This is a genomic window from Marinoscillum sp. MHG1-6, assembly GCF_024714475.1.
In the GTDB taxonomy this organism is placed as follows: Bacteria; Bacteroidota; Bacteroidia; order Cytophagales; family Cyclobacteriaceae; genus JAMZMI01.
In genome coordinates this window covers 465,954-487,337 of the sequence record NZ_JAMZMI010000004.1, presented here as the reverse complement: position 1 = coordinate 487,337, position 21,384 = coordinate 465,954, and the positions used below count along the sequence as shown (strand labels likewise).

Annotated in this window: 20 protein-coding genes and 1 tRNA gene; 12 read left to right on the top strand and 9 right to left on the bottom strand. The window is 42.1% G+C overall.

Annotated elements, in window-relative coordinates; translation table 11 throughout:
* Positions 1-247 precede the first annotated feature (247 nt).
* Both NXR94_RS12050 and NXR94_RS12045 read left to right on the top strand, forming a co-directional pair.
* On the top strand, positions 248-3,553 hold the full coding sequence (locus NXR94_RS12050; RefSeq protein ID WP_258104885.1) for a TonB-dependent receptor: 3,306 nt from the start codon (positions 248-250) through the stop codon (positions 3,551-3,553).
* A gap of 56 nt (positions 3,554-3,609) precedes the next feature.
* The gene (locus tag NXR94_RS12045; RefSeq protein ID WP_258104884.1) at positions 3,610-4,179 is read left to right on the top strand and encodes a hypothetical protein; all 570 of its coding nucleotides are present in this window, start codon (positions 3,610-3,612) and stop codon (positions 4,177-4,179) included.
* A 45-nt stretch (positions 4,180-4,224) separates the two neighbouring features.
* Here the strand turns inward: NXR94_RS12045 and NXR94_RS12040 are convergent, their stop codons facing one another.
* The 5 genes from NXR94_RS12040 to era form a co-directional block, all read right to left on the bottom strand.
* Positions 4,225-4,902, bottom strand: coding sequence for an OmpA family protein (locus tag NXR94_RS12040; protein ID WP_258104883.1), 678 nt, complete (start codon positions 4,900-4,902; stop codon positions 4,225-4,227).
* A gap of 151 nt (positions 4,903-5,053) precedes the next feature.
* Entirely contained in the window at positions 5,054-5,881 is an 828-nt protein-coding gene (locus NXR94_RS12035) for a ParA family protein (RefSeq protein WP_258104882.1), read from the bottom strand.
* Between the two features lie 118 nt (positions 5,882-5,999).
* Entirely contained in the window at positions 6,000-6,602 is a 603-nt protein-coding gene (locus tag NXR94_RS12030; RefSeq protein ID WP_258104881.1) for a SprT-like domain-containing protein, read from the bottom strand.
* A complete protein-coding gene (gene der / locus NXR94_RS12025) occupies positions 6,602-7,912 on the bottom strand; it encodes a ribosome biogenesis GTPase Der (protein WP_258104880.1) in 1,311 nt (436 codons plus the stop codon). The genes NXR94_RS12030 and der overlap by 1 nt, the downstream gene beginning before the upstream one ends.
* A gap of 125 nt (positions 7,913-8,037) precedes the next feature.
* Complete coding sequence (era, locus tag NXR94_RS12020; RefSeq protein ID WP_258104879.1) at positions 8,038-8,940, bottom strand: GTPase Era; 903 nt, start codon at positions 8,938-8,940, stop codon at positions 8,038-8,040.
* 102 nt (positions 8,941-9,042) lie between these two features.
* Between era and NXR94_RS12015 the strand changes: the two genes are divergently transcribed.
* The 7 genes from NXR94_RS12015 to NXR94_RS11985 all read left to right on the top strand — a co-directional run bounded on the left by NXR94_RS12015 (position 9,043) and on the right by NXR94_RS11985 (position 14,882).
* Positions 9,043-9,115: transfer RNA gene (locus NXR94_RS12015), tRNA-Met, on the top strand.
* A 267-nt stretch (positions 9,116-9,382) separates the two neighbouring features.
* Entirely contained in the window at positions 9,383-10,483 is a 1,101-nt protein-coding gene (locus tag NXR94_RS12010) for a hypothetical protein (protein ID WP_258104878.1), read from the top strand.
* A 419-nt stretch (positions 10,484-10,902) separates the two neighbouring features.
* Positions 10,903-11,421, top strand: coding sequence for a nuclear transport factor 2 family protein (locus NXR94_RS12005; RefSeq protein WP_258104877.1), 519 nt, complete (start codon positions 10,903-10,905; stop codon positions 11,419-11,421).
* 261 nt (positions 11,422-11,682) lie between these two features.
* Positions 11,683-12,876, top strand: coding sequence for a DUF4861 domain-containing protein (locus NXR94_RS12000; RefSeq protein ID WP_258104876.1), 1,194 nt, complete (start codon positions 11,683-11,685; stop codon positions 12,874-12,876).
* A 279-nt stretch (positions 12,877-13,155) separates the two neighbouring features.
* Entirely contained in the window at positions 13,156-13,566 is a 411-nt protein-coding gene (locus tag NXR94_RS11995; RefSeq protein WP_258104875.1) for an Rrf2 family transcriptional regulator, read from the top strand.
* 54 nt (positions 13,567-13,620) lie between these two features.
* Positions 13,621-14,460 carry an SDR family oxidoreductase gene (locus NXR94_RS11990; RefSeq protein WP_258104874.1) on the top strand — a complete coding sequence of 280 codons (840 nt, stop codon included), beginning with the start codon at positions 13,621-13,623 and terminating at the stop codon, positions 14,458-14,460.
* A 125-nt stretch (positions 14,461-14,585) separates the two neighbouring features.
* Positions 14,586-14,882 (top strand): hypothetical protein, encoded by a 297-nt coding sequence (locus tag NXR94_RS11985; RefSeq protein WP_258104873.1) that lies wholly within the window; start codon positions 14,586-14,588, stop codon positions 14,880-14,882.
* 20 nt (positions 14,883-14,902) lie between these two features.
* On the opposite strand, the gene NXR94_RS11980 is transcribed toward NXR94_RS11985, so the two are convergent.
* Complete coding sequence (locus NXR94_RS11980) at positions 14,903-16,618, bottom strand: hypothetical protein (RefSeq protein WP_258104872.1); 1,716 nt, start codon at positions 16,616-16,618, stop codon at positions 14,903-14,905.
* A 145-nt stretch (positions 16,619-16,763) separates the two neighbouring features.
* Between NXR94_RS11980 and NXR94_RS11975 the strand changes: the two genes are divergently transcribed.
* A complete protein-coding gene (locus NXR94_RS11975) occupies positions 16,764-17,585 on the top strand; it encodes a class I SAM-dependent methyltransferase (RefSeq protein ID WP_258104871.1) in 822 nt (273 codons plus the stop codon).
* Between the two features lie 55 nt (positions 17,586-17,640).
* Here NXR94_RS11975 and NXR94_RS11970 read toward each other — a convergent pair whose 3' ends face one another.
* From NXR94_RS11970 to NXR94_RS11960, 3 genes are all read right to left on the bottom strand, one after another.
* Positions 17,641-18,462: a universal stress protein gene (locus tag NXR94_RS11970; RefSeq protein WP_258104870.1), complete on the bottom strand. Its 822-nt coding sequence runs from the start codon at positions 18,460-18,462 to the stop codon at positions 17,641-17,643.
* Between the two features lie 111 nt (positions 18,463-18,573).
* Positions 18,574-19,167, bottom strand: a complete 594-nt coding sequence (locus tag NXR94_RS11965; RefSeq protein WP_258104869.1) for a GNAT family N-acetyltransferase — start codon at positions 19,165-19,167, stop codon at positions 18,574-18,576.
* Positions 19,168-19,196: 29 nt separating this feature from the next.
* On the bottom strand, positions 19,197-19,850 hold the full coding sequence (locus NXR94_RS11960; RefSeq protein WP_258104868.1) for a hypothetical protein: 654 nt from the start codon (positions 19,848-19,850) through the stop codon (positions 19,197-19,199).
* A 274-nt stretch (positions 19,851-20,124) separates the two neighbouring features.
* Between NXR94_RS11960 and NXR94_RS11955 the strand changes: the two genes are divergently transcribed.
* Both NXR94_RS11955 and NXR94_RS11950 read left to right on the top strand, forming a co-directional pair.
* On the top strand, positions 20,125-20,682 hold the full coding sequence (locus tag NXR94_RS11955) for a hypothetical protein (RefSeq protein ID WP_258104867.1): 558 nt from the start codon (positions 20,125-20,127) through the stop codon (positions 20,680-20,682).
* A gap of 57 nt (positions 20,683-20,739) precedes the next feature.
* Positions 20,740-21,273 (top strand): hypothetical protein, encoded by a 534-nt coding sequence (locus NXR94_RS11950; RefSeq protein ID WP_258104866.1) that lies wholly within the window; start codon positions 20,740-20,742, stop codon positions 21,271-21,273.
* The last annotated feature ends 111 nt before the right edge of the window (positions 21,274-21,384 follow it).

The window sequence follows — 21,384 nt, the reverse complement described above, 5'->3', positions numbered from 1 at the left end:
TATTGCTTGATCCAAGAGTAGCCCGCAATATTTCAAACGTTTTCTTAAGGATTTCGAAATCATGATTCATCGTCTCATCAAGTGAGGGTAGTGGATTACAATGATCCAAACCTTCCTATGCGTTTTTGTTAAGTAATTGAGAGTTTCGTTAACTCAGTGTTAACTAAATGCTTGAAAATTAATTATTTGAAAATCAGATTAAATGAGAATCAAGGTTATTTTTGGATGACTAACCTGAATGACTACTATGACTAAATATTTACTTGGAAGACTGTTGATGGCCGGGACGCTGGCTTTATTGTCTTTAGCAGCCTATGCGCAGGGTACGACCACTGCTTCAATGAGGGGAAGGATAGTCGATGATCAGGGGGAGGCATTGATTGGTGCTACGGTGATAGCCGTCCATGAACCAACCGGTACGGAATGGGGAAATATTACCGATTTTGATGGCTTCTACAGGCTTCCTGCATTGAAAGTAGGTGGGCCATACACAATTACCATCTCTTTTGTTGGGTTTGAAACACAAACCAAAGAGGGTATTGCTTTATCGTTGGGTCAGGCCTATAATTTGAATGTCGTTTTGCAGGAGTCAGCTACTCAGTTGCAGGAAGTCATCGTTTCAGCGGGTGTAGGAGATGCTTTTTCAGGTACTAAGACAGGAGCAGAGACACATCTCGGAACTTCAAAGATTAACGAAATCCCTACGGTGGGACGTTCGATAGGTGATTTTGCCAGGTTCAATCCTCAGGCTACCATTGAAGAAGGAGGGGATGGTTTGGAAATATCCATCGGCGGTATGAATAACAGATACAACGCCATCTACATCGATGGGGCTGTAAATAACGATGTTTTCGGATTGGCGGCGAGTGGAACCAATGGTGGACAGACGGGGGTATCGCCGATTTCGCTGGATGCGATTGAACAATTTACAATATCCGTGGCGCCTTATGATGTGAGGCAATCCGGGTTTGCCGGAGGTTCTATTAATGCGGTGACCAGAAGTGGAACGAATGAATTTGAAGGTTCAACGTACTACTTCTTTCGAAACGAAAACCTGGCAGGGAAAACACCTTTTGAGAAGGGACAAAAAGATATCATTGAGAGAGAAAAGCTGGCTGAATTTTCCGCCCAAACCTATGGTGTGAGAGTAGGTGGTCCGCTTGTTAAAAACAAAGCCTTTTTCTTTTTGAATGCTGAGTTTCAACGAGATGAAACTCCTCAGCCGTTTAGTTTTGAAAATTACAATGGAGACATTACACAATCGGATATTGACGGCTTGTCAAATTATTTGAAAACCAATTATGGATACAATCCGGGCTCTTACCTGAATAACACTGCTTTTCTCAATAGTGATAAAATCTTAGGACGATTTGATTTTAACCTGGGCAAACAACATAAGCTAACTGTCAGACATTCTTATACCCGTGCTGAAAATCTTGAAGCCAGAAGGTCTTCTGCTTCCAGCATTCAGTTCAAAAATGGATCAGAGTATGTAGTGTCTACTACCAATTCATCAGCGCTGGAGCTGAAATCCATGATTGGAAATTCCATGTCGAACCATCTTACTGTGGGGGCGACATTTGTTCGAGATGATCGAGATCCATTTGGAGACCCTTTCCCTTCAGTATTTATTGATGATGGCAGAGGGGGAATTTTCTTTGGTTCGGAGCCATTCTCTACGGCCAACTTATTACATCAGGATATCATTACTATCAATGATAATTTTGAATTGTATAGAGGCCGACATACCTTCTTAATTGGCGCGAATGCCGAATTCTACAAGACACTAAACCTTTTCATTCCGTTTAACTACGGAGATTACAGCTACAGCACTCAATTCGGTTATGGTGTGCAAGGAACCTCTTTCCTGGATGATTTTTACAACAACCTGACGGTTCCACTGTATCAATTCAGCTACGCACTAAATGACCCAAGGCTTGGGGATGCAGGGGATGGTGCTGCAGCAAAGTTTACTGCTTCACAGTTTGGGCTTTATGTGCAGGATGAATTTCAGGCTAATGAAAAGCTCAGATTGACTTTAGGACTGAGAGCGGATATCAATATTTTTGAGAATACTCCTACAAATTCTGAGTTTGAAACCTCTGCTATCGTCACTTCGGGTACGTATGACCTGAAGGGCGCGGCACCAGGGAGCTTCATTGATCCACAAATATCATGGTCGCCAAGATTGGGTTTCAATTATGATGTCAATGGAGACCAAAATGTACAGGTTAGGGGAGGTGTAGGTCTCTTTACAAGTAGAATTCCACTTGTATGGCCGGGAGCTGCTTATAACAACACCGGTTTGAATACGGGTTTTGATTTTGAGGCCGCTGCTTTTGGTTCTACTACTACTTTCAATCCTGATGCCCTGAATCAGACACGGAATATAGCCGTTGGAGCTACCCAGCCATCAGGAAGTGTGGACATGTTTGCCAAAGACTTTAAGATACCTCAGGTTATGAAAGTGAATCTGGCTGCAGATGCAAAATTGCCCGGAGGGATCATTGGTACGGTCGAAGGGCTTTATAGCAAGTTTGTGAATAATGTTTATTACCAAAATGTCAATGTGACCATACCTACAACCCGGCTGGAAGGTACCCCGGATGATCGTCTGACAGGTTATGATGATGTAGATGGAACCTACGGTAGAGTACTTCTTGGAAGTAACACCAATAAAGGATACACCTATAATGTTTCTACCACCTTATCGAAAGAGTTTCAAACAGGAATCTCGACATCCGTTTCCTATGCGTATGGTGATGCCTGGACGGTGTATGATGGTACCTCTTCTCAGAACTCCTCACAGTGGCGGGGCTTACATGCGATCAATGGCAGGAATTTTTGGACCCAATTGGGTAGATCAGACTTTGCTCAGGGCCATCGTATTCTGGCGAATGTCACATACAGAAAGGAATACCTGGGATTCATGAAGTCTACGATCTCTTTGATTTATGAGGGGCAATCAGGCAATAACTATAGCTACGTTTATGGGGATGGAGATGAGCTCACCGGTGAAGACTCACGAAACAGGGAGTTGTTGTACATTCCGAAGGACGCAACTGAGATCGTTTTCGGAGCATATGACTCCGGATTAGATCAGGTAGTTCTGGCAGATGGGGCTACTTCCGCTGCTCAATGGGCTGCTTTGGATGCATTTATAGAAAGTGATGATTACCTGAAATCAAAAAGAGGGGAATACATTGAAAGAAATCAGAACCGGACACCCTTTGAGCATATCATAGACGTGAGGGTGCTGCAGGATTTCTATATCGAGATGGAAAATGGAAAACGTAACACCCTACAACTCTCGCTCGATATCTTCAATTTCACGAATCTGCTTAGCAAAAACTGGGGGAAAAGGTATAATTACGACCTGGAAGATGGTTACACTCCATTAAACTTTGAAGGCTTTCAGACGGGTACCAATATCCCTGTCTATTCCTTCCAGGAATTTGAGAAGAATAAGCCTTATTATGGAGATTTTGATGATTCCGGAGTCTTGAGTTCCCGTTGGCAGATGCAACTGGGAATCCGGTATATTTTTGAATAAATAATATTAATTGAACTTTCAAAGGGGCCTTCGAGCCCCTTTTTTAATTTTGTGCTGTGCATCAGATCGAACCATATTCCCGATGGCTGAAATTTTATGATTCAGCTGAAGACCCGAACTCTCCTTTTTTCGGTAAGGAGTATAATTACGATCTGTATTCAGAGAATATTTACGGATACTACATAGATCCGGGATGGGATTTTTTTGGTTCTGAGACTCTCTATTTAAAAGTTCTTTATGTAAACTATCATGAAGGGTACATCATCATTGAGTTTTTGGGTGAGTGGAATGATGCACTCAATAATGACATCATGCATCTCAAGCGCAACATTATTGAGCATTTTCTTGGTCTAGGAATAACCAGATTCATTTTGATAGGGGAGAACATACTCAATTTTCATGGGAGCGATGATTGCTACTATGAAGAATGGTTTGAAGAAGTGGAAGACGGATGGATTGTTGCCTTGAATTTTCGGGATTTTATAGAATCTGAGATGGCCGTTTACGCGATAGATCAATATGTGAATTTCGGTGGGCAGCTACAGATGATCAACTGGCGTACCATGACCCCAATGGTAGTCTTTGAAATAGTAAATAACCTTATGCAAAGAAGGTTACCGGCATAAAAAAAGCCCGAATAAACCGGGCTTTTAATAATGGTTTGATGACAATTAGAGTTCTCCTTTTTCTGCCATTTTCTTCATCTTTTCATTGGCGAAGATAGCTACCTCTACGCGTCTGTTCGCTGCTCTTCCAGCCTCAGTTTCATTATCTGCAATAGGCTGAGACTCGCCGTAACCCATGGTAGATATTCTGGCTACATCCACTTGCTGACCGATAAGGTAACCGGAAACTGAATTGGCACGTTGCTCTGAAAGTTGTTGATTGTAACTATCAGAACCTGAAGCATCCGTATGACCCTCAATCAGGATGTTCGTGTCTTCGTACTTGTTAAGTGTTTCAGACAACTCATTAAGGTTCTGTTTGGTGCTCTCTTTGATGGTGTAAGAGTTGACATCAAAAAGAAGTCCTGAAGAGAAGGTGATTTTGATACCTTCACCAACACGCTCAACAGTAGCTCCATCTAAATCCTCACGAAGCTCTTCCGCCTGTTTGTCCATGTGTCTTCCGATGATGGCACCAGTAGTTCCTCCGACAGCTGCTCCAATGATGGCTCCGGCGGCTGTATTGTTACCGGCAGCTTTTCCAATGACGGCTCCTAACGCACCACCCGCAGCAGTTCCGATGGCAGCACCTTTTACGGTATTCGATGCTTTACAACCCTGAAAGAAAATAGCAGCAGCTACCAGTAAACAGAGTATAGAGATGGATGATTTAATTGATTTCATAGTGATCATATAGGTTTCTATTTAAGTTCGATTATTTAACCCAAAATCGGTCCAATTTGTTGCTGTTTTGAAATTCACGTTGAATGCATGATTCCAAAAATTAGAAAACATCAAAATGAAAAATAACTTCTCGTTTTGAGATAAATGTCCGTTAATCCTTGATTTGACTCAATTTACGAATCGCAGCATTTATCTCATCGGGGTTGAAGGCTTTTTGTTCAAAAAGTTTGGTAAGTAACTCTTCGCTCAGTTCCGAAAATTGTTTGCTGATTTTATGATCAGGTAGATAACTGGATATCGGAAGCCCCTGACTAGTGGCCTCTCGGAGCTTAATGGAAGTGCTAATCGTAGTATCCAAAAGGATGTTTCCAAAGAGCTCCTGTGTATATTCAAAAACTTTCCTGTTTTGGATCCTGTCATTCCTGTACATATTGAAAAACATACCCAAAATATTGATTTGTTTTATGTTTTCAATCGATTTGAGATGATTGACCAGTGTTTCTGCACCTGTGATCGAGAATGCGTCGGCAACATTCGGAATTAAGATGCTATTGATGTTTTGAAGTATTGATTTGAGATAGAAGCCGAAATGGGTTGGGCAATCTATGAGTACTAGGTCGTAGTCTTTATTGAGATTTAAAAGGAGTTTGCGGACGATCTCGTACCCCTCATGAACAAATTGTTGATGGGATTCTACTTCTGACATTCGATAATCACCGGGTATAAGATGTAAATAAGGATGAATTTCAAAAGGTTTGATCTCTACTCTTTGATCATGCAGTAGTTGCCTAAAAATATCGTGTAGTGTAGGAGCGGTGGCTTTCTTAAGGGGAGCTAATGAATTGGTGAGATTACATTGGGGGTCCGCGTCGATGAGCAAGACCTTAAATAACCTGGACCAGTTATAGCCAATATTCAGTGCGGACGTGGTCTTTCCGACACCTCCCTTAAAGTTATAGATAGCAATATTATTTGACATACCTGGTTGAAATAATCATTCTAATGACGGGTTGGAGTGTCATTTGAATGGTCTATAGTTGCTAGGTCAATTTAATATTTTGGAGAGAATGATGAAACCAATCCCCAATATTTATGAGCTATTTAGAAACAGAGGCAATTTCCGCAATGAGGTATTTTCTTCCAGAGCTCATTTCCATACAAACACTTCTGGTTCGTCGTTTTTCTAATTTCCGATAAGTCTTTTCTTTAAAGGTGAAAACTTCACCGATGTTGACCTTGCTCAATGGGATGGAGTCGGTTGGTCCATCAAACTCTCTTAAGACATTGTATAGTACGGGATCAGAGCAGCTACTGGCTTTTGGGTTTTTAAAATAATTCTGAAGTGCCAACAATATTTTGGGAGGAAAAACCTGTTCATTAAGTACCGGCTGCATGGCCTTTTTATAATTCAGCTTCCATTCTGACCCATGGGGGTTGACCTTCCTGCCATTTTCTATATAGGTGACATGGTGGGCAACCTCGTGAATATAGGTGACCAGAAATGCATACGGGTTCAGGTCATTGTTGATGGTAATGGTATACTTTTTCGTTTGGGCATTAAATCTAAAGTCTCCCAGTTTGGTTTGGCGACTTTTCTTGATCTTGAATTCAAACCCAAAATAGTTGTAGAGTTTGCAGCAGTAACTAACCGCCGCAGGAGGGACAAACTTGCCAAATATGTCCTCACAGCTTCCCTTCACTATTTTTTCCTAAATACGGCTTTGATGTTGACCCCTTCGAAGCCAAAGTGCTCCCTTAGCTTGTTGACTAAAAACCTTTCATATGACTCCCGGATATCCTTGGGATAGTTGCAGAAGAATGCGAACGTGGGACTTGGGGTAGGCAACTGAGTGATGTACTTGATTTTGATGTATTTACCTCGAACCGCAGGTGGTGGGTTATGTTCGATCTCCTTGAGCATAATGTCGTTGAGTTTCGAGGTTGATATTTTTTTGTTTTTGTTTTCTGATACTTTGAGGGCAAGCTCTATGGTTTGGAAGATCCGTTGCTTATTAAGCACACTGGTGAAGATGACGGGGGCATAGCTGAATACCCCCAGTTTGTTTTCAATTTCCTTTTGAAAGTCACGCGCCGTATTGGTTTCCTTTTCAATCAGGTCCCATTTGTTGACCATGATGACCAGCCCTTTTTTGTATTTATGTGCCAGGCTAATGATGTTCATATCCTGTGATTCCACGCCATTTTGTGCATCAATGACAATGATACAAACGTCGGAGTCCTGAAGTGCCTGAATGGCTCTCAAAACAGAATAGAACTCAATGTCTTCGTGAACCTTGGCCTTTTTTCGAATACCAGCTGTGTCTGTAAGAATGAAGTCCTTTCCAAATAGTTGGTAGCGGCTATCTACCGCATCACGGGTAGTTCCCGCTATATTGGTTACGATCGTTCTTTCTTTCCCAAGCAGGGCATTCAGGAAAGACGATTTTCCCACATTAGGTCTTCCCAAAATCGCAATTCTAGGTAAACCTTCAGTGTTTTCTTCTTCCTTTTCCTCTTCAAAATGCTTGATCACTTCATCCAGCAATTCACCTGTACCGGAACCATCCGCTGCGGCGATTGGGTATATTTCACCGGGTAGTCCAAGTGCATAAAACTCGTGCGACATGTAGGCTTTCTCCGTAGTGTCAGCCTTGTTGGCACAAATGATTACAGGCTTTTTGATCTCGCGTACAACATTGGCAAAATCTGCATCCAAACCATGCATACCCGTGTGGCAGTCAACCATGAAGAGCACCACGTTCGCTTCTTCGAGTGCCTCTTTCACCTGGGATCTGATAGCACCTTCAAAAATATCTTCCGACCCTTCTACGTATCCACCAGTGTCAATGACCGTGAAAAACTGGTCACGCCATTGCGCAAAACCATAATGACGGTCACGGGTAACGCCGGACTCATTATCCATGATGGCTTGCTTCCTTTCGATCAGCCTGTTAAAAAGGGTGGATTTTCCTACGTTTGGTCTCCCTACAATCGCTACTATATTTCCCACGGTTACTTCCTAGTGAATTTTTGAAAGTGCAAAACTACGCATTTGTTTGCTTTGGTGCAGGAGCAAATCTGCAGCAAACCATATCGGCATTAAACTGAAGAGGGAAAAGATTAGTTCACGCGATTTTAGTAACCGAATCTGGCAAGCTTTCGGTCATTCTTGCGCCAGTCTTTTTCCACTTTAACGAAGGTTTCCAGATGTACCTGTTTTCCGAAAAATGACTCCAGCTCTTTTCGCGATTCAATTCCCAGGTTTTTAATGGATTCACCCTTCTTTCCAACAAGAATCCCTTTTTGACTGTCGCGCTCTACGTAGATTTCTGCCCTAAGCCTTATAATCTTTTCATCTTCCTTGAAACTGCTGACAACTACTTCAGAACTGTAGGGAATCTCTTGTTTGTACTGTAGGAAGATCTTCTCCCGTATGATTTCGGAAGCAATGAAACGCTCAGTTTTATCCGTTAGTTCGTCTTCCGGAAAATAGGGTGGGTGATGGGGGAGTAGATCAATGATGGCCTGCTCGAGCAGGTCAGTGTTATCACCGGTGACCGCCGATACGGCAATGGGTTCAAAGTCGGGAATTTGTTCTTTCCAGTAAGCCATTTTATCCTCAACCTGTGATCCTTTCCCAAGATCTGTCTTATTAATAATGAAGAGGATTGGTATGCCCGATTGTCGGGCTAATTGTAACCAATCTGGATTGTCGAACTTTTCACCGAGTTCTACCACATAAAGGATAATGTCCGCGTCTTCGAGAGAAGCTTTGACGAAGTTCATCATCTTCTCCTGTAGTTTGTAACTGGGATCGATGGTCCCCGGAGTATCTGAATAGACGATTTGGTATTCGTCCTTGGTGATAATCCCAAAAATTCTGTGACGAGTAGTTTGTGCACGGTTGCTGATGATGGATAGTCGCTCACCAGTCAGTCGGTTCATAAGACTGGACTTGCCCACATTGGGTTTTCCCATGATGGTCACAAAGCCAGCTTTAAATTGATCAATATTCTTCATTTCTGCTGCAATATCCATGTTTTTGAAAAGACCTTAACGATACGGGAGTAATTTCTTTTGATATTTTGTTGTAATGTTTTGGATGTGTAAAGAGTTATACTACTTTTGCACTCCTAACAGCGCGGGATGGAGCAGTTGGTAGCTCGTCGGGCTCATAACCCGAAGGTCGCAGGTTCGAGTCCTGCTCCCGCTACAGAGCCAAAAGGTCAGCTAATCAGCTGACCTTTTTTTGTTACATCGATAGTCGTTTCTCATCTTCAACTAACGCGTCGGGGAGATTTATTGCGAAGTGGTTTCGCTTTTTAAAGCTCGTAATCGAGTTAATTTCCATAATTGTATTTACGTAAAATATCATAACCTTGCTCTCCTGACCTAAAGCACCTTGTGCCATTATAAATGTATTAAAGGTTGGTGTTTGGAATATGGTGAACGTGAATTATGAAATTTCAAAAGTAATATTGTGAAAAGCAGCAGTTTTCTTGTCCTCTTTTTAGGTTGTTTATGTACAGCATTTGCCCATCTGGAACCTACATATTACCTACAAGGAACCATAGGTAGTCGTCAGGTTGGTGTTCAGATAGATCATTTTCAAGAAGCTGTTTACCTGAAATATTTCTATCAGGATGAAAAGCTGAATCACTTCTTCAAAGGTAAGTTTGACTCAACACAGTTCCATTTCGAAAGTGCCAAGGAGTTAAAAGATAAGCACACCCAGAGTATCCTTATAAAACACTTGCCTGATGGAAAATGGGAGGGGCAGTTGATCGGTGGCGCAGACACTTTGAATATTCAGTTGAAGCCTATCGTTGAATCAAAAGTTAATCACCAATACGAAAGTCAGGAATTGTTGAAAACGTTAAATCTCTATGGTTATTTGAGGACGAGTAACCTGAAGTTTGAGGAGGTGGAGGTTTCGAGGCATAAAGGATTTCGCCTGATATGGCTTAGGGAACCAGTATCGGGTATAACAGCCTTTCGAATAAGTGATCCCAAAAATGCTGTAAGCACTGCAGCGATAAATAAGAAGCTACAAACCCTTCACATACTTGAGGTAGAAAGTTTTTTGGAATGTGGAACGCTTGGTTTTGTGGGTAGTTATGGGGTGGAGTTTGTCATTCATTTTCTGAATGACAATTATGTTAGTTATGAAAAGATTACTCAATCAAGCTGTTTTAGCCAAAAAAATAATAAAGAGTCTGAGTTTGTTACTTTGAATATTATATCGGCTCAGGTTTTAACATTAGAAGACATTGTTTATTTGGGAGAGGGCACAGCGCCCAGACCTAATTCTTCAGATTGGTTCAGTTATAGGAGAAATGTGTTCGGTTCGGCCATCGTTGATATATTAAAAAGGTGTTATCCGGAAAAATTTACTTCAATTACCCCATGTGATTACAATATTTCACAGGCCTGGCAACAGCCAATATGGCATTTGAAGGATAAAGGAATCTACATGGGAGCTGTTTTTCCCGGGGTTAAAAGATCATGTAATAATCCCGAATGGTCTGTCATCCCATATAAGGAGATTAAAAAGTACTTTGTAGCAGCTCCGATCAGGTAATATATTTTAAGGCTCCTTCAACTGAGATATGACTTACTAACTCTGAAGGTTTGAAGGTTGAGACAAAGTTTTTTGAGATCCGGATACCAATTGGTTGAAAGCTCTGGCGCAAGCGTCCGCTTATGTCTATTATTCAATAGCATAGATACCAGGCGGTCCTAATTTTTCTTGAAATCACTCAGTTGACGGAAGGAAGATACCGGTCATATTGCAAGCACAAGTGGGCACTTGGGCCAGCTATGAAGCTCTTATCATTAATATTATGGGATTCCTGAACCAGTCAGGAATGACAACCTAATTTTGTTCTCTAGAACCCGCTACCAGTTGCAATCTGGTGATAGTCGGGTTATATTCATATGGGTTTTGAGGCACAATCAGATAAAAGGATGGTTTTTTTATGAAACCCTAAAGCAATTAAAATGAGACGGATTTTAATGCCTATTCTGACATTGATCTTTGCCGTGATCTTTTTCTCCCGCTGTACAGACGATAAAAGTTCATCAGGAGAAACTGATGATCAAAGTGCTTCCGCATTTGATTTGAATGAAGCACGAGGTATTATTCAGGAAAAGACAAAGCGCTTTACAGAGGCGCATATATTGAAGGATACAGCCTATCTCAACAACATTGTTTCTAATGATGCAAGGTATTTCCCACCGAATTCAGAGATTGTGGTTGGGAAAGAGGCAATTGCCCTGCTTAATACTGAATGGGTAAACTATGAAATTCAGGAATTTACGGAAGAGACGATTACTTTCTATGGGAATGAAGATTATCTCATTGATGAAGGTACCTACTTCTTACGGTTTGGCGAAGATGGTGTAACTGACCGGGGCAAGTACATCAATATTTGGACTAAGGTAAATGGCGACTGGAAGATCTGCAGCAACATATGGAATACGAGCCTTCCTTTAAGCATGATGGATGAGGAAAAATGATGTCCGTCTGGATCCTTATTGTATCAAGCGGAAGGCAACACCCTGCTGGAACTCACGGTCAAGGATGGCCTGACCACTACTTTCCAGGTAAAAAGAATCAAATCCTGTCATTGAAAGTGAGTGCGGTTCAATGATCTATTTCACCAGGTGAGGTCTAATATTGATCAATACACTATACTTGAAGGGAAAAATTCAATTGTTGAAATTGGATCAATTCTTAAACAACTTTAGGGATTGGACTACTTATCAAAACCTTAAAAAATGAAAAGAATTAGCATTGTCTTGGGTTTGGCCTTTTTGGCTTCGTGCGCCTCAAAGAATGGACTGGACAGAACATTTACCATAGAGAATCCTGCAGCTGTAGATCGATTAGCCGCAGTGGTTGGAATTTCAATAGAGCAACTGGGAGACATTTCTGTCATTAGCAATTTGGATGATATCCTGGTGGAGGACGTGTTAACGCAAGAGAAGTTGCGAACACAGTGGGTGGATAATGATCAGGACAGTACTATGGATGAACTTTTGTTTTTGACTGGTCTTACGGCTGGTGAGAAAAAGGACATTCGGATATATTGGCAGGAAGGAGGTAGCACTCTTCAACCGACCTCTGAATCTACTACCTACTCGAGATTTGTTCCTGAGCGCACAGATGATTACACCTGGGAAAATGACAAGGTGGCCTTCAGAACCTTTGGCCCTGAAGCGCAGCGAATGATTGAAGAAAATATACCGGGAGGTACGCTTTCGAGTGGGATAGATCTTTGGCTTAAAAAGGTCAACTACTCGATCATCGACAGTTGGTATGAAGGTAACCTGAAAGAAGGTGGGTACTATCATATTGATCATGGCGAGGGGTATGATCCTTACCACGTTGGCAAAAGCCGTGGTACCGGTGGGACAGGAGTTTGGGCAGATGACACGCTGCTCACTTCAAAGAACTTTGCCGCTTACCGCACAATTGCTATTGGGCCACTCAGGACTGTTTTTGAACTGGATTATGCACCGTGGAGTGAATATGGGGTGAAAGAAACCAAAAGAATTACCCTTGATTTAGGTTCTAATTTTTCGAAGTACGAAATCAGTCTTTCCTCGGATCAACCAGTTCCAAACTATACAATTGGTATCACATTGCATGAGAAGGAGGGTGAGGTTGACCTCAATGGTGAGCTGGGTTATTACAGCCATTGGGAGCCAATAAAGGGTTCTCAGGTTGGGGAAGGAATTGTGATAGATCCTACGGTCGTGATTAAAGCTTTTGACTTCAGAACAGAAGTTCCGGATCAGAGTCAGTTGATTGTCCTGACCGATTCGACACTAACCACACTGACCTATTACGCAGGTTTCGCCTGGACCGAAAGCGGACAGGTGACCACAAAGGAAGATTGGCTTCAAATGCTGGCAAATCAGAAAGAAATAGTAGACAATCCTGTGAAGGTAAATATCGATAAACCTTGATGGGATGACCAGCTTACCCGACCGGAGTAAGTGTACCAGGGTCGTGTAAAGGGAGTCGTTGCGGGCTGAAAAGCCCTGCATTAGAGAAGAGCTCCGAAAGATTTGAAGGAGGCTTGATCAGTAATGGTCAGCCTCCTTTTTTTTGGCCCTGACTTACCTGGTTCAATAATGTTTATTTTTCACGTCATGGCCCTAATTTTTGATCGTAAATGAAAAAAGTAAAATTAAATGTAACATTTTTTATTACATTAAGTAAAAAGAGGTAATTTTGAGTCAATTATGAGTAATACAAGATTCGCTACAGCACTTCATATATTAACTCTTCTTGCCGATGCAAAAGGAGAGTGGTTAAGCTCTGACTGGATTGCAGGTAGCATTAACATACACCCTGTCATTGTTCGTAAAGAGCTTGGGGTTTTAAATGATGCAGGATTGGTTTTGAGTCGAAAGGGTAAGGAAGGTGGCTTCACGCTGGCAGTTGGCAGTGAGGACATTACCATGGATGCCATCTATCTGGCCATTAAGAATTCAAATGTTTTGGGTAAAAAGAATAACCAACCCAATCCGAAATGTCCCATTGGCAAGGATATCAACGAAAAGTTGGATGTGCTGTTTACGGGTATTGATAACTCGGTAGTCAGGGAATTAAGTGGCAAAACACTGGCAGATTTTGTGTCAGAGTTTCACTGACTTTTTTTTGACCATTAATGTAACAAAAATTATTACACTTAAAATATAAAACTTATGAAAATCGGAATTACCGGGGCAACCGGACAACTAGGAACTTTAGTAGTAGAGCAATTGAAAAAGAGAACTGACGCATCCAGCCTGGTGGCGATGGTACGCTCTCCTGAAAAGGTGGATGGAATTGAGGCAAGAGCTTTTGACTATGAAAAGCCTGATCAATTGGCCGAGGCTTTAGTGGGAGTAGATAGTCTTTTGTTGATTTCAGGAAATGAGATTGGTCAACGTGCAAGACAGCACAAGAATGTGATCAACGCTGCTAAGGAGGCCGGTGTGAAATGGATTGTTTATACCAGTCTGTTGAGGGCAGATACCTCTACGATTAATTTAGCTCAGGAGCACCTGACTACCGAAAACTTGCTGAAAGAGTCGGGTATTTCATTCACCATTTTGAGAAATGGGTGGTACACGGAGAATTACACGGGTTCATTGTCCGGTGCTGTTGAAGCAGGAGCGCTTATTGGTAGTGCGGGTGATGGTAGAATCTCATCGGCCGGTAGAGCAGACTTTGCAGAGGCTGCAGCTGTGGTTTTGACAAGTGCCGGTCACGAGGGTAAAACATACGAGCTCTCCGGCGACGAAGCGTATACATTAACAGAGTTGGCGGAAGAGACTTCCAAACAGAGCGGAAAGGTGATTGCTTATCAAAACCTTCCAGAAGCAGACTACAGCCAGGCACTTAAGAGCTTTGGATTGCCCGATGGCTTTGCGGATGCTATAGCGAGTTGGGATGTGAGTGCATCCAAAGGGGATTTGTATGACGAAGGCAAAACACTCTCTGAACTAATCGGACATTCTACAACGCCGCTATCTGAGGTGGTAAAGACTGCGTTGAATTAATTGACGAATTTAAAGGCAATGAAAATGGCACCTCAAGGGGTGCCTTTTTTTGCATGACTGCCTGCTGTGTTGCGGACGCTTTAGATATTGAGTATTTTTATACTGTGGTAACTAAATGAAGAGCTATGAAAAAGGTCCTATGCCTCGCTGTCTGTCTTATCGGAATCATATTTTTTACAAAGGCTCAAACACCTGATTTACCTGAAGGAGAAGTCCTTTATACCTACGAGGTCAGTAAAAATTTGTACGTGGTGGTCATAAAAGGGCCGGATGGAAACGTTCAGGAATTTGAGGTTTCAGATCTTCTAAAAGCAGTAACGGAAAAACCAAATTGGCGTTCCGCCACATTGGATGGGAAAGGTTCCGATGTGATGGATGAAAAAATGGAGATTGCCATTGAAAATGTTGAACGGGCCGATTAGCAGTCTTAACTGTCCCTCTATTACTCCATCAGGTTGATATGTTTCATGATGGCTATGTATCTGGGGTGATTCATGAACCATTCTTTTTTATGAGGACCTTTTATGGCAAAATAGGGTAGGTCAGGATCTCTGACGATATACATTTTTTCCAATTGGCTCAAGGATTTCTCTACGTTATCTGCATAGAGATAGATGAGCAATAGCCCAGGACCCTGGATACTAGAGGAGTCACCCAGCGAAACCAGTGAATCACCCACCATGTTTAATGACGTTTTATAGTCATTTGTTTCTTCATATAGCGCTGCCAGGTTGTTCGAAAGCTCGTCAAAGCCTCTGGCTTCCAGCGTAAGTTTCAATGCCAAAATAGAGCTGTCGGATTTGCCCAGATCAGCGTACATACTGAATTGCATCAAAGGTGCCATGTAGGGAGGTTTCATATTCAATTCATCCCAATTACCTGAATGGATGTACATAACATCCTGAAAGAATTTCACCAATGGGTTTAAAGGGTCTAGTTCCTTTGCCTTAATTATTTGACGCCAGGCCTCTTCCCATTTATTTTGCATCATTAAAAAGTGGGCATAAAAGGCATGAGCTTCAGCAAAGCTGGGATTCAACTCAAGGCACTTTTCCATAGCCTGATTACAGCCTTGCCAGTCAAAGTCATAAGCCAGTTTTGAAGCATACCATCGCCAGACTTCCGCATCCATACTATCCAGTTCAAAGGATTTTTTGATATAGGCATCAATTTTAGGGTTAGTGAGATTATGAGGGTAGGTTTCGCTATATAATTGCTTTCTCGCTACCCAGATACCAGCCAATCCTGCATATGAAGGTCCAAAATCAGGGTCGATTTCAATGGATTTTAAAAAGTATTGCTCCGCGTTCTCAATACTGGTCAGAGTCAGGAAGGCCAAATTCACTTTACCTCGGAGATATAACTCATAGCATTTGGGATCAACAGTTCTGGTTTCTTCAAGTTGCTCTTTTTCATCCGGCGATAAGGCAAGGTTTATTTCTGTTGCGATGTTTTTGGCAATGGTAGCGTACAGGTTGAGTACTTTTCTTTTTTCCAGCTCATAGGATTTTGACCAGAGTTGTATCTCGTCAGGCATATTGCCTATGAGTCTAAGTTGAACCTTGATCTTGTCGGGTTCCGTAGGTAGTACAGAACCTTCAATGATTGCATCTACATGCAGATCCCCGGCAATTTCATTGAGACGCTTCTGGGTATCCTTGTAGTTCATTGCTGATGTTCTGGATACGACCCTGATGCCGCTGATTATTCCCATTTGACTAATGATTTCATCATGGATACCATTTACTAGGTAAATCTGAGAAGTATCATTGGTCATGTTTTCCAGTGGCAGAATAGCGATGGAGTTGATGGTCTGAGCCAATTTTTTTTGATTTTTTTTAAACTCTAAAAGCCGCAGCTTGGTGGGGTTGATTTTATCGGGAAAGGCTTGATTGAAACTTACCACGGTTATCGCCAGCGTAATGTTTAATGCATGAAGCATGAGCGCTTTCCGTGTGAATTGCTGATTGAACCACTCATGAATAAGAACGCTCGGCAGCCCAAACAATACCAGTATGATGATAATGTCGAGGTAGCTCGATTCCAGATTGTACCACTGTACAACAAAGTTGAAAGCTTCAATGAACAACCAGGCAGTTCCGAAATAGACCAGGAACGCTTTTGGAATATTGGCTTTTGGCTTTTCTTCAGAGTTCACTACTAAATTTACTCAAAACAGTTACCTGGATCAAGGTAATATCCATAGAGAAAGTTTTAGTATTGGATTTGCCGTATCAGGCGGTATGTTCTACAGGTCAGAGATCAAATGATTATCTTACAAATAGACTAATCACCCCATTATTATGTCAAAACCTACGATTGATACGCCAGAAAACTGGGGCAAGGCCAGCAGAGGCTATGCCACCGAAGTTGCACCTCGATTGATGGATCTTTACGTCTCAGAATTTCTAGATCGGTTAGAAGTCTCAAAAGAGAGCAATGTTATTGAGGTAGCTGCGGGTTCAGGAGCTATGACGCTTCCTTTGTCCCGACGCGTAAAATCAGTTTTGGCTACTGATTTTTCTCCGCCTATGCTGGAAGTACTGGAATCCAGAGCAGTAGAAGTGGGTGTTCAAAACGTGGAAACGGCGTTAATGGATGGCCAAAACCTGGAAGTAGACAGTGACCGTTTTGATGGTGCTTTATGCAGTTTTGGATTGATGTTTTTCCCCGATAGAAATAAGGGTTTTAAAGAACTGTATCGGGTACTTAAACCCGGACATAAGGCCGTGGTCAGTGGTTGGTCAACACCGGACAGATTTGAGGCATTTGCTATTTTCTTTGAAGCTATCGGTCGTGCTATTCCGGACTTTCCGAAGCCGCCATCTCCACCACCTGTATTTAATCTTGCCGATCTGGATAGATTCCGAGAGGAGTTCAAAGCAGCAGGTTTCCGGGAGGTGACAACGGAATATGTGACTCGTGAGCTCATACTTCCTACCAGGAATGAGATCTGGTCGATGTTAACGTCAGGTGCTCCGCCAATACAGATGTTGTTTGATCAACTAGGTGATGATGGGCAGTTGAAGATACAGGAGGCCTTGTTCAAAATTGTGTCGGAGCGTTTTGGTGATGGCCCGATTACTTTAAAAAATAGTGCGACATTAGGAGTGGGAGTGAAATAGTATAGGGTTCCTAATAGGAGTAGGAGACATTATCGTTTCTGGAAGCAGGTACTAATCACATCACTCTTTCATTCGGAATTACCAGGAGGGGAGTTCGGGTTCTTACAGTCATTCGATCCGTTTTGCTTCCTTTCAAAAGGTATTCAAAAAAACGGAGCTTATGGGGTATCATGACCAATAAATCTGCTGGAAACTGGTCAAGACCTTCCCTGATGCCGTCACCTACCTTGTGGTTGTATGCATAACCATAGGTATGATCAATACCATGAAGGACTCCTTCAAGAAACCTTTCTAATTCTTCATCTCGTTGTTTTTCTGTCCGATGAGTGAAAACATGGAAAACCTGAAGCTGCGACTTAAAACACCTGGTTAGCTGCTTGAGTACACCTAACTCAAAGTCCTCTTTTAAGTAGGACAAGTCGCAGGCTAACATGATCTTATTGATGCCTGCGAAGGGAATTTCATTAGGGACGACCAACAATGGAAACTGCATCAGGTGAATAGCAGAGGTGGTCGTATTTCCAAATAGTTTGTACTCGATGAGGTTACTTTCTATTCCCATGACTACCAGGTCCACCCAATGTGTTTTCATGTACTGTTTCAGGCTTCCTATGGTGTCATCTTTTTTTAATTCCCAGCTCACCTTGATTTTATGACTTTCTTGTAAGTCTCTGGATTGCCTGATCAGTTCGTTTTCACTTTTTCTTATAAGATTATCGATGCTGGAAGTTGATGCCAGAGAGTTACTTGCGTGAATATTCAGCTTAAATACATTGAAAAGAATTAATTCCGAATCAGTCGTCTGTGCGAGATGTGCTGCGTAATCAACTGCGTTATTGGCAGCGGGGGAGAAATCGGTGGCAACCAGAATGATCATAGCATGAACGAATAGGTATTAATATCGTTAAATTCATGTACTTATCGTATGATTTTGGTCAGGAATTTTTCTGGGAGCGAAGAGGGCAATAAGGGGTAATAAATTCGGTGGTTATCCAAACTCCTGAAATCTTTCTTTTTTGACTGAGTCCCAATCTTCTCTGATGATGCTGAAGTACACATCATTTCGACTTTCACCATTTGAGTCGATATAGTTGTTTCTGAAAATCCCTTCTTGTTGTGCTCCTAATTTTGCGATGGCTTTTTGTGATCTGAGGTTGTCCTCGTCTGCGCTGAATTGTATGCGTCGGAACCTGATGGTTTCGAACCCAAAATTTAATAGTTCGAATTTACAGGCCTTGTTTAATCCCGTTCCCTGAAACTCAATGCCGTACCATGTCCAGCCGATCTCACATTTCTCGCTGGCCCGATTGATATATCCGTATCGTGTACTGCCCGACACCCGATCGTTGAGTTTGTCGATCACTAAAAATGGATAGCAGAGGCCATTACATTTATCAACTAGCGTGTTGGCTACGTAGCTGTCAAAGTCCTTTTCGGTCTTCATGGAAATGCCCATATATTTCCAAATCCTTTCATCAAAGATGATTCCCTTCAATTCATCATTCCTTGCATGCTCAAAAGGCAGTAGCAAAACCCGTTCGTTTTCGAGGGTAATGGGAGTATTTAGGATTTGGGTATTCATTGGGAAGAATTTCGAGTTTTTCGGGAAGGTCATTTATTCCATGGAAGATTGTAGCCAAGATTGAAGTGAAATTGTATAGGAAAGAAGAACATCTCATCTTCAATTCTTCTTTTCGCACTTTCTAAATCCGTCTGGTCAATCGTCACGCCCTGAATGGATTGCAGTGAAATGTTCCTGTGAAAGGGAGCACTTAGAGCTATTGGTACTCCCAGTCCAATGTCAAAAGAAAGACCGCTTCTGTGAACGAAGTTATATCCTAATCCAATCCCTATGGTGGAGAGGGATTTGAAATTCCATTCGGCATATATGTCGGTAGCGTATGAATTTTGTCCGATGACCATAGTAGTATTTATCATGTCAAAATCCATGTTATACTTTGCCTTTGTAACGTGAGTTAAAAATACGGCCGCATAAAGGTCAAATTTGAATGGAAAGTACCTGCCTTCCAGGCTGTGGGCAGTTCCGGTATTATGATCAACGACAATGTTTCCGTCTTTTACATCTTCACCAAAGGTCCAGGGTTCCTTTAAAACTAAATTCCTGTTGGGCTGAAAGGCATATCCAACGTGGAGACGTGGGTTTAAATGATATCCAATAGTGATGCCTGGCCATCCCCAATCCTTCACGATCAATTCATCAACCTCACTGTCTGCCAAAGTATTCCCGAGGGTCCTTAGAAACACGCCACTGGCATTTAAGTGTATTTGAATGGGTTTTTCTACTCGGGTTTGTGCAGCGACTAAACTGCCTAATATTAGGCACAGGGTTAATATTATCAATCTCTTCACTGAGTATGCTTCTGGTTTGTTGCTCTGGGTAGTAAACGTACGAAGAAATGGTGGTAATGATAGCGACAATCATTCTACGGCATAAGACATTATTTATCAGAGTCAAACAGTTATTGCTTCCAATAACTGATTTTCGTAACTTCATCAACTAACCTAAAAACAAAAAATTATGAAATCACCAATCTATTTATGTTTCATCTTAGTCTTTGTGCTCGCCTCGTGCAGCAATCAAAAATCTGAGTCAGATAAGGACCAGGATGAAGTAATGGCTGAAGGCGAAGAGGCGATGGAGGAAATCAACGAGGCGATGGGCGGGGATGCCGGCTCTAGTAGTGTCCTTTCAAATGCGGATATTGATCGTTACCTGGAAACCATCAAGCCTATGGCAGCGGATTTTGAAGCTTTGGGAGAAAGTCTGAACAGAGGGATGGATGGCCCCGGTCAAACCTTGGATGCCATGTTCAAATCGGATGAGGTAATCGAAGTGGTCAAAAAATATGGATGGGATAAAGACTTCGGCCAGAAATTCATGGCGATCTCGATGGGTACCAGTTATCTCGTGATGGAAGAGCAGGTCAATGCACTTCCGGAGGAGCAACAGGCCTCCTACAAGGAAATGATCTCTACTCAATGGGAACAATATCGAAGCATGATTAATGATGATGACCTGGAGCTGTTGCGTCCACGACTGGCTGAGATCATGAAGAAGATGCAGGAGATGCAATAAAGCACTAAGTTGGAACGCATTTCAAATGCGTTCCTTTAAACCTCTATGCACTCTGTCATGTTCCGAACATTCACCGTAATCCTTCTTTTCCTTTCCATTTCATGTCAAGTCAATGCTCAGGAGCGCCCATTCAGGGTAGGGATTAAGGTTGGAGTGCCTGAAGTTGCAGCTCTCAGCCTGGAGTATTTAACCCCTTTGATGGAGCAAAAATTGGCGGCAGCTGTTGATGGGTCCTATTTTGCTCCTACAAGTGGTATGGAATATATGTATGCCACTATAGGTGCGAATTTATATTTTTCAAAACCGGGCAAGGGGTTTTATGGGCATCTGGGTTACGGGCTTACCTCGATGACGGTCAATTTTGCCCAATTGACCGAGGGTTCCTTTTGGGCTTTGTTTTATAATAAAGACGTAAATGTTACAGAACATAAAGTGAACCTTAAGCTGGGATATAGATCGGGCCGTAGCGTGTATTTCAGGGGAGAATTGGGATTTGGCTTGATGGTTAGCGAACAAATCAGTGATCCAAATGCAACAAGTTCGGGATCATTTCCTCTTTTACTCAACCTGGGAATGGGCTATTCTTTTTGACAATGAAAGGGATTGTGTCTTTGGTAGATCGTACAATTGGGTTAGCACATGTTTGAAGAGTGCAGCTGAAGCTAAATTGAAAATTATATAGTTTCAGAAGGCAATAACAAA

What these genes read in the sequence shown, in the direction of transcription:
- NXR94_RS12050 (WP_258104885.1), top strand. Translation starts at nt 248, where the DNA reads ATGACTAAATATTTACTTGGAAGACTGTTGATGGCCGGGACGCTGGCT.
- NXR94_RS12040 (WP_258104883.1), bottom strand. Translation starts at nt 4,902, where the DNA reads ATGAAATCAATTAAATCATCCATCTCTATACTCTGTTTACTGGTAGCT.
- NXR94_RS12035 (WP_258104882.1), bottom strand. Translation starts at nt 5,881, where the DNA reads ATGTCAAATAATATTGCTATCTATAACTTTAAGGGAGGTGTCGGAAAG.
- era (WP_258104879.1), bottom strand. Translation starts at nt 8,940, where the DNA reads ATGGATATTGCAGCAGAAATGAAGAATATTGATCAATTTAAAGCTGGC.
- NXR94_RS12005 (WP_258104877.1), top strand. Translation starts at nt 10,903, where the DNA reads ATGAGACGGATTTTAATGCCTATTCTGACATTGATCTTTGCCGTGATC.
- NXR94_RS12000 (WP_258104876.1), top strand. Translation starts at nt 11,683, where the DNA reads ATGAAAAGAATTAGCATTGTCTTGGGTTTGGCCTTTTTGGCTTCGTGC.
- NXR94_RS11995 (WP_258104875.1), top strand. Translation starts at nt 13,156, where the DNA reads ATGAGTAATACAAGATTCGCTACAGCACTTCATATATTAACTCTTCTT.
- NXR94_RS11990 (WP_258104874.1), top strand. Translation starts at nt 13,621, where the DNA reads ATGAAAATCGGAATTACCGGGGCAACCGGACAACTAGGAACTTTAGTA.
- NXR94_RS11985 (WP_258104873.1), top strand. Translation starts at nt 14,586, where the DNA reads ATGAAAAAGGTCCTATGCCTCGCTGTCTGTCTTATCGGAATCATATTT.
- NXR94_RS11975 (WP_258104871.1), top strand. Translation starts at nt 16,764, where the DNA reads ATGTCAAAACCTACGATTGATACGCCAGAAAACTGGGGCAAGGCCAGC.
- NXR94_RS11970 (WP_258104870.1), bottom strand. Translation starts at nt 18,462, where the DNA reads ATGATCATTCTGGTTGCCACCGATTTCTCCCCCGCTGCCAATAACGCA.
- NXR94_RS11965 (WP_258104869.1), bottom strand. Translation starts at nt 19,167, where the DNA reads ATGAATACCCAAATCCTAAATACTCCCATTACCCTCGAAAACGAACGG.
- NXR94_RS11955 (WP_258104867.1), top strand. Translation starts at nt 20,125, where the DNA reads ATGAAATCACCAATCTATTTATGTTTCATCTTAGTCTTTGTGCTCGCC.
- NXR94_RS11950 (WP_258104866.1), top strand. Translation starts at nt 20,740, where the DNA reads ATGTTCCGAACATTCACCGTAATCCTTCTTTTCCTTTCCATTTCATGT.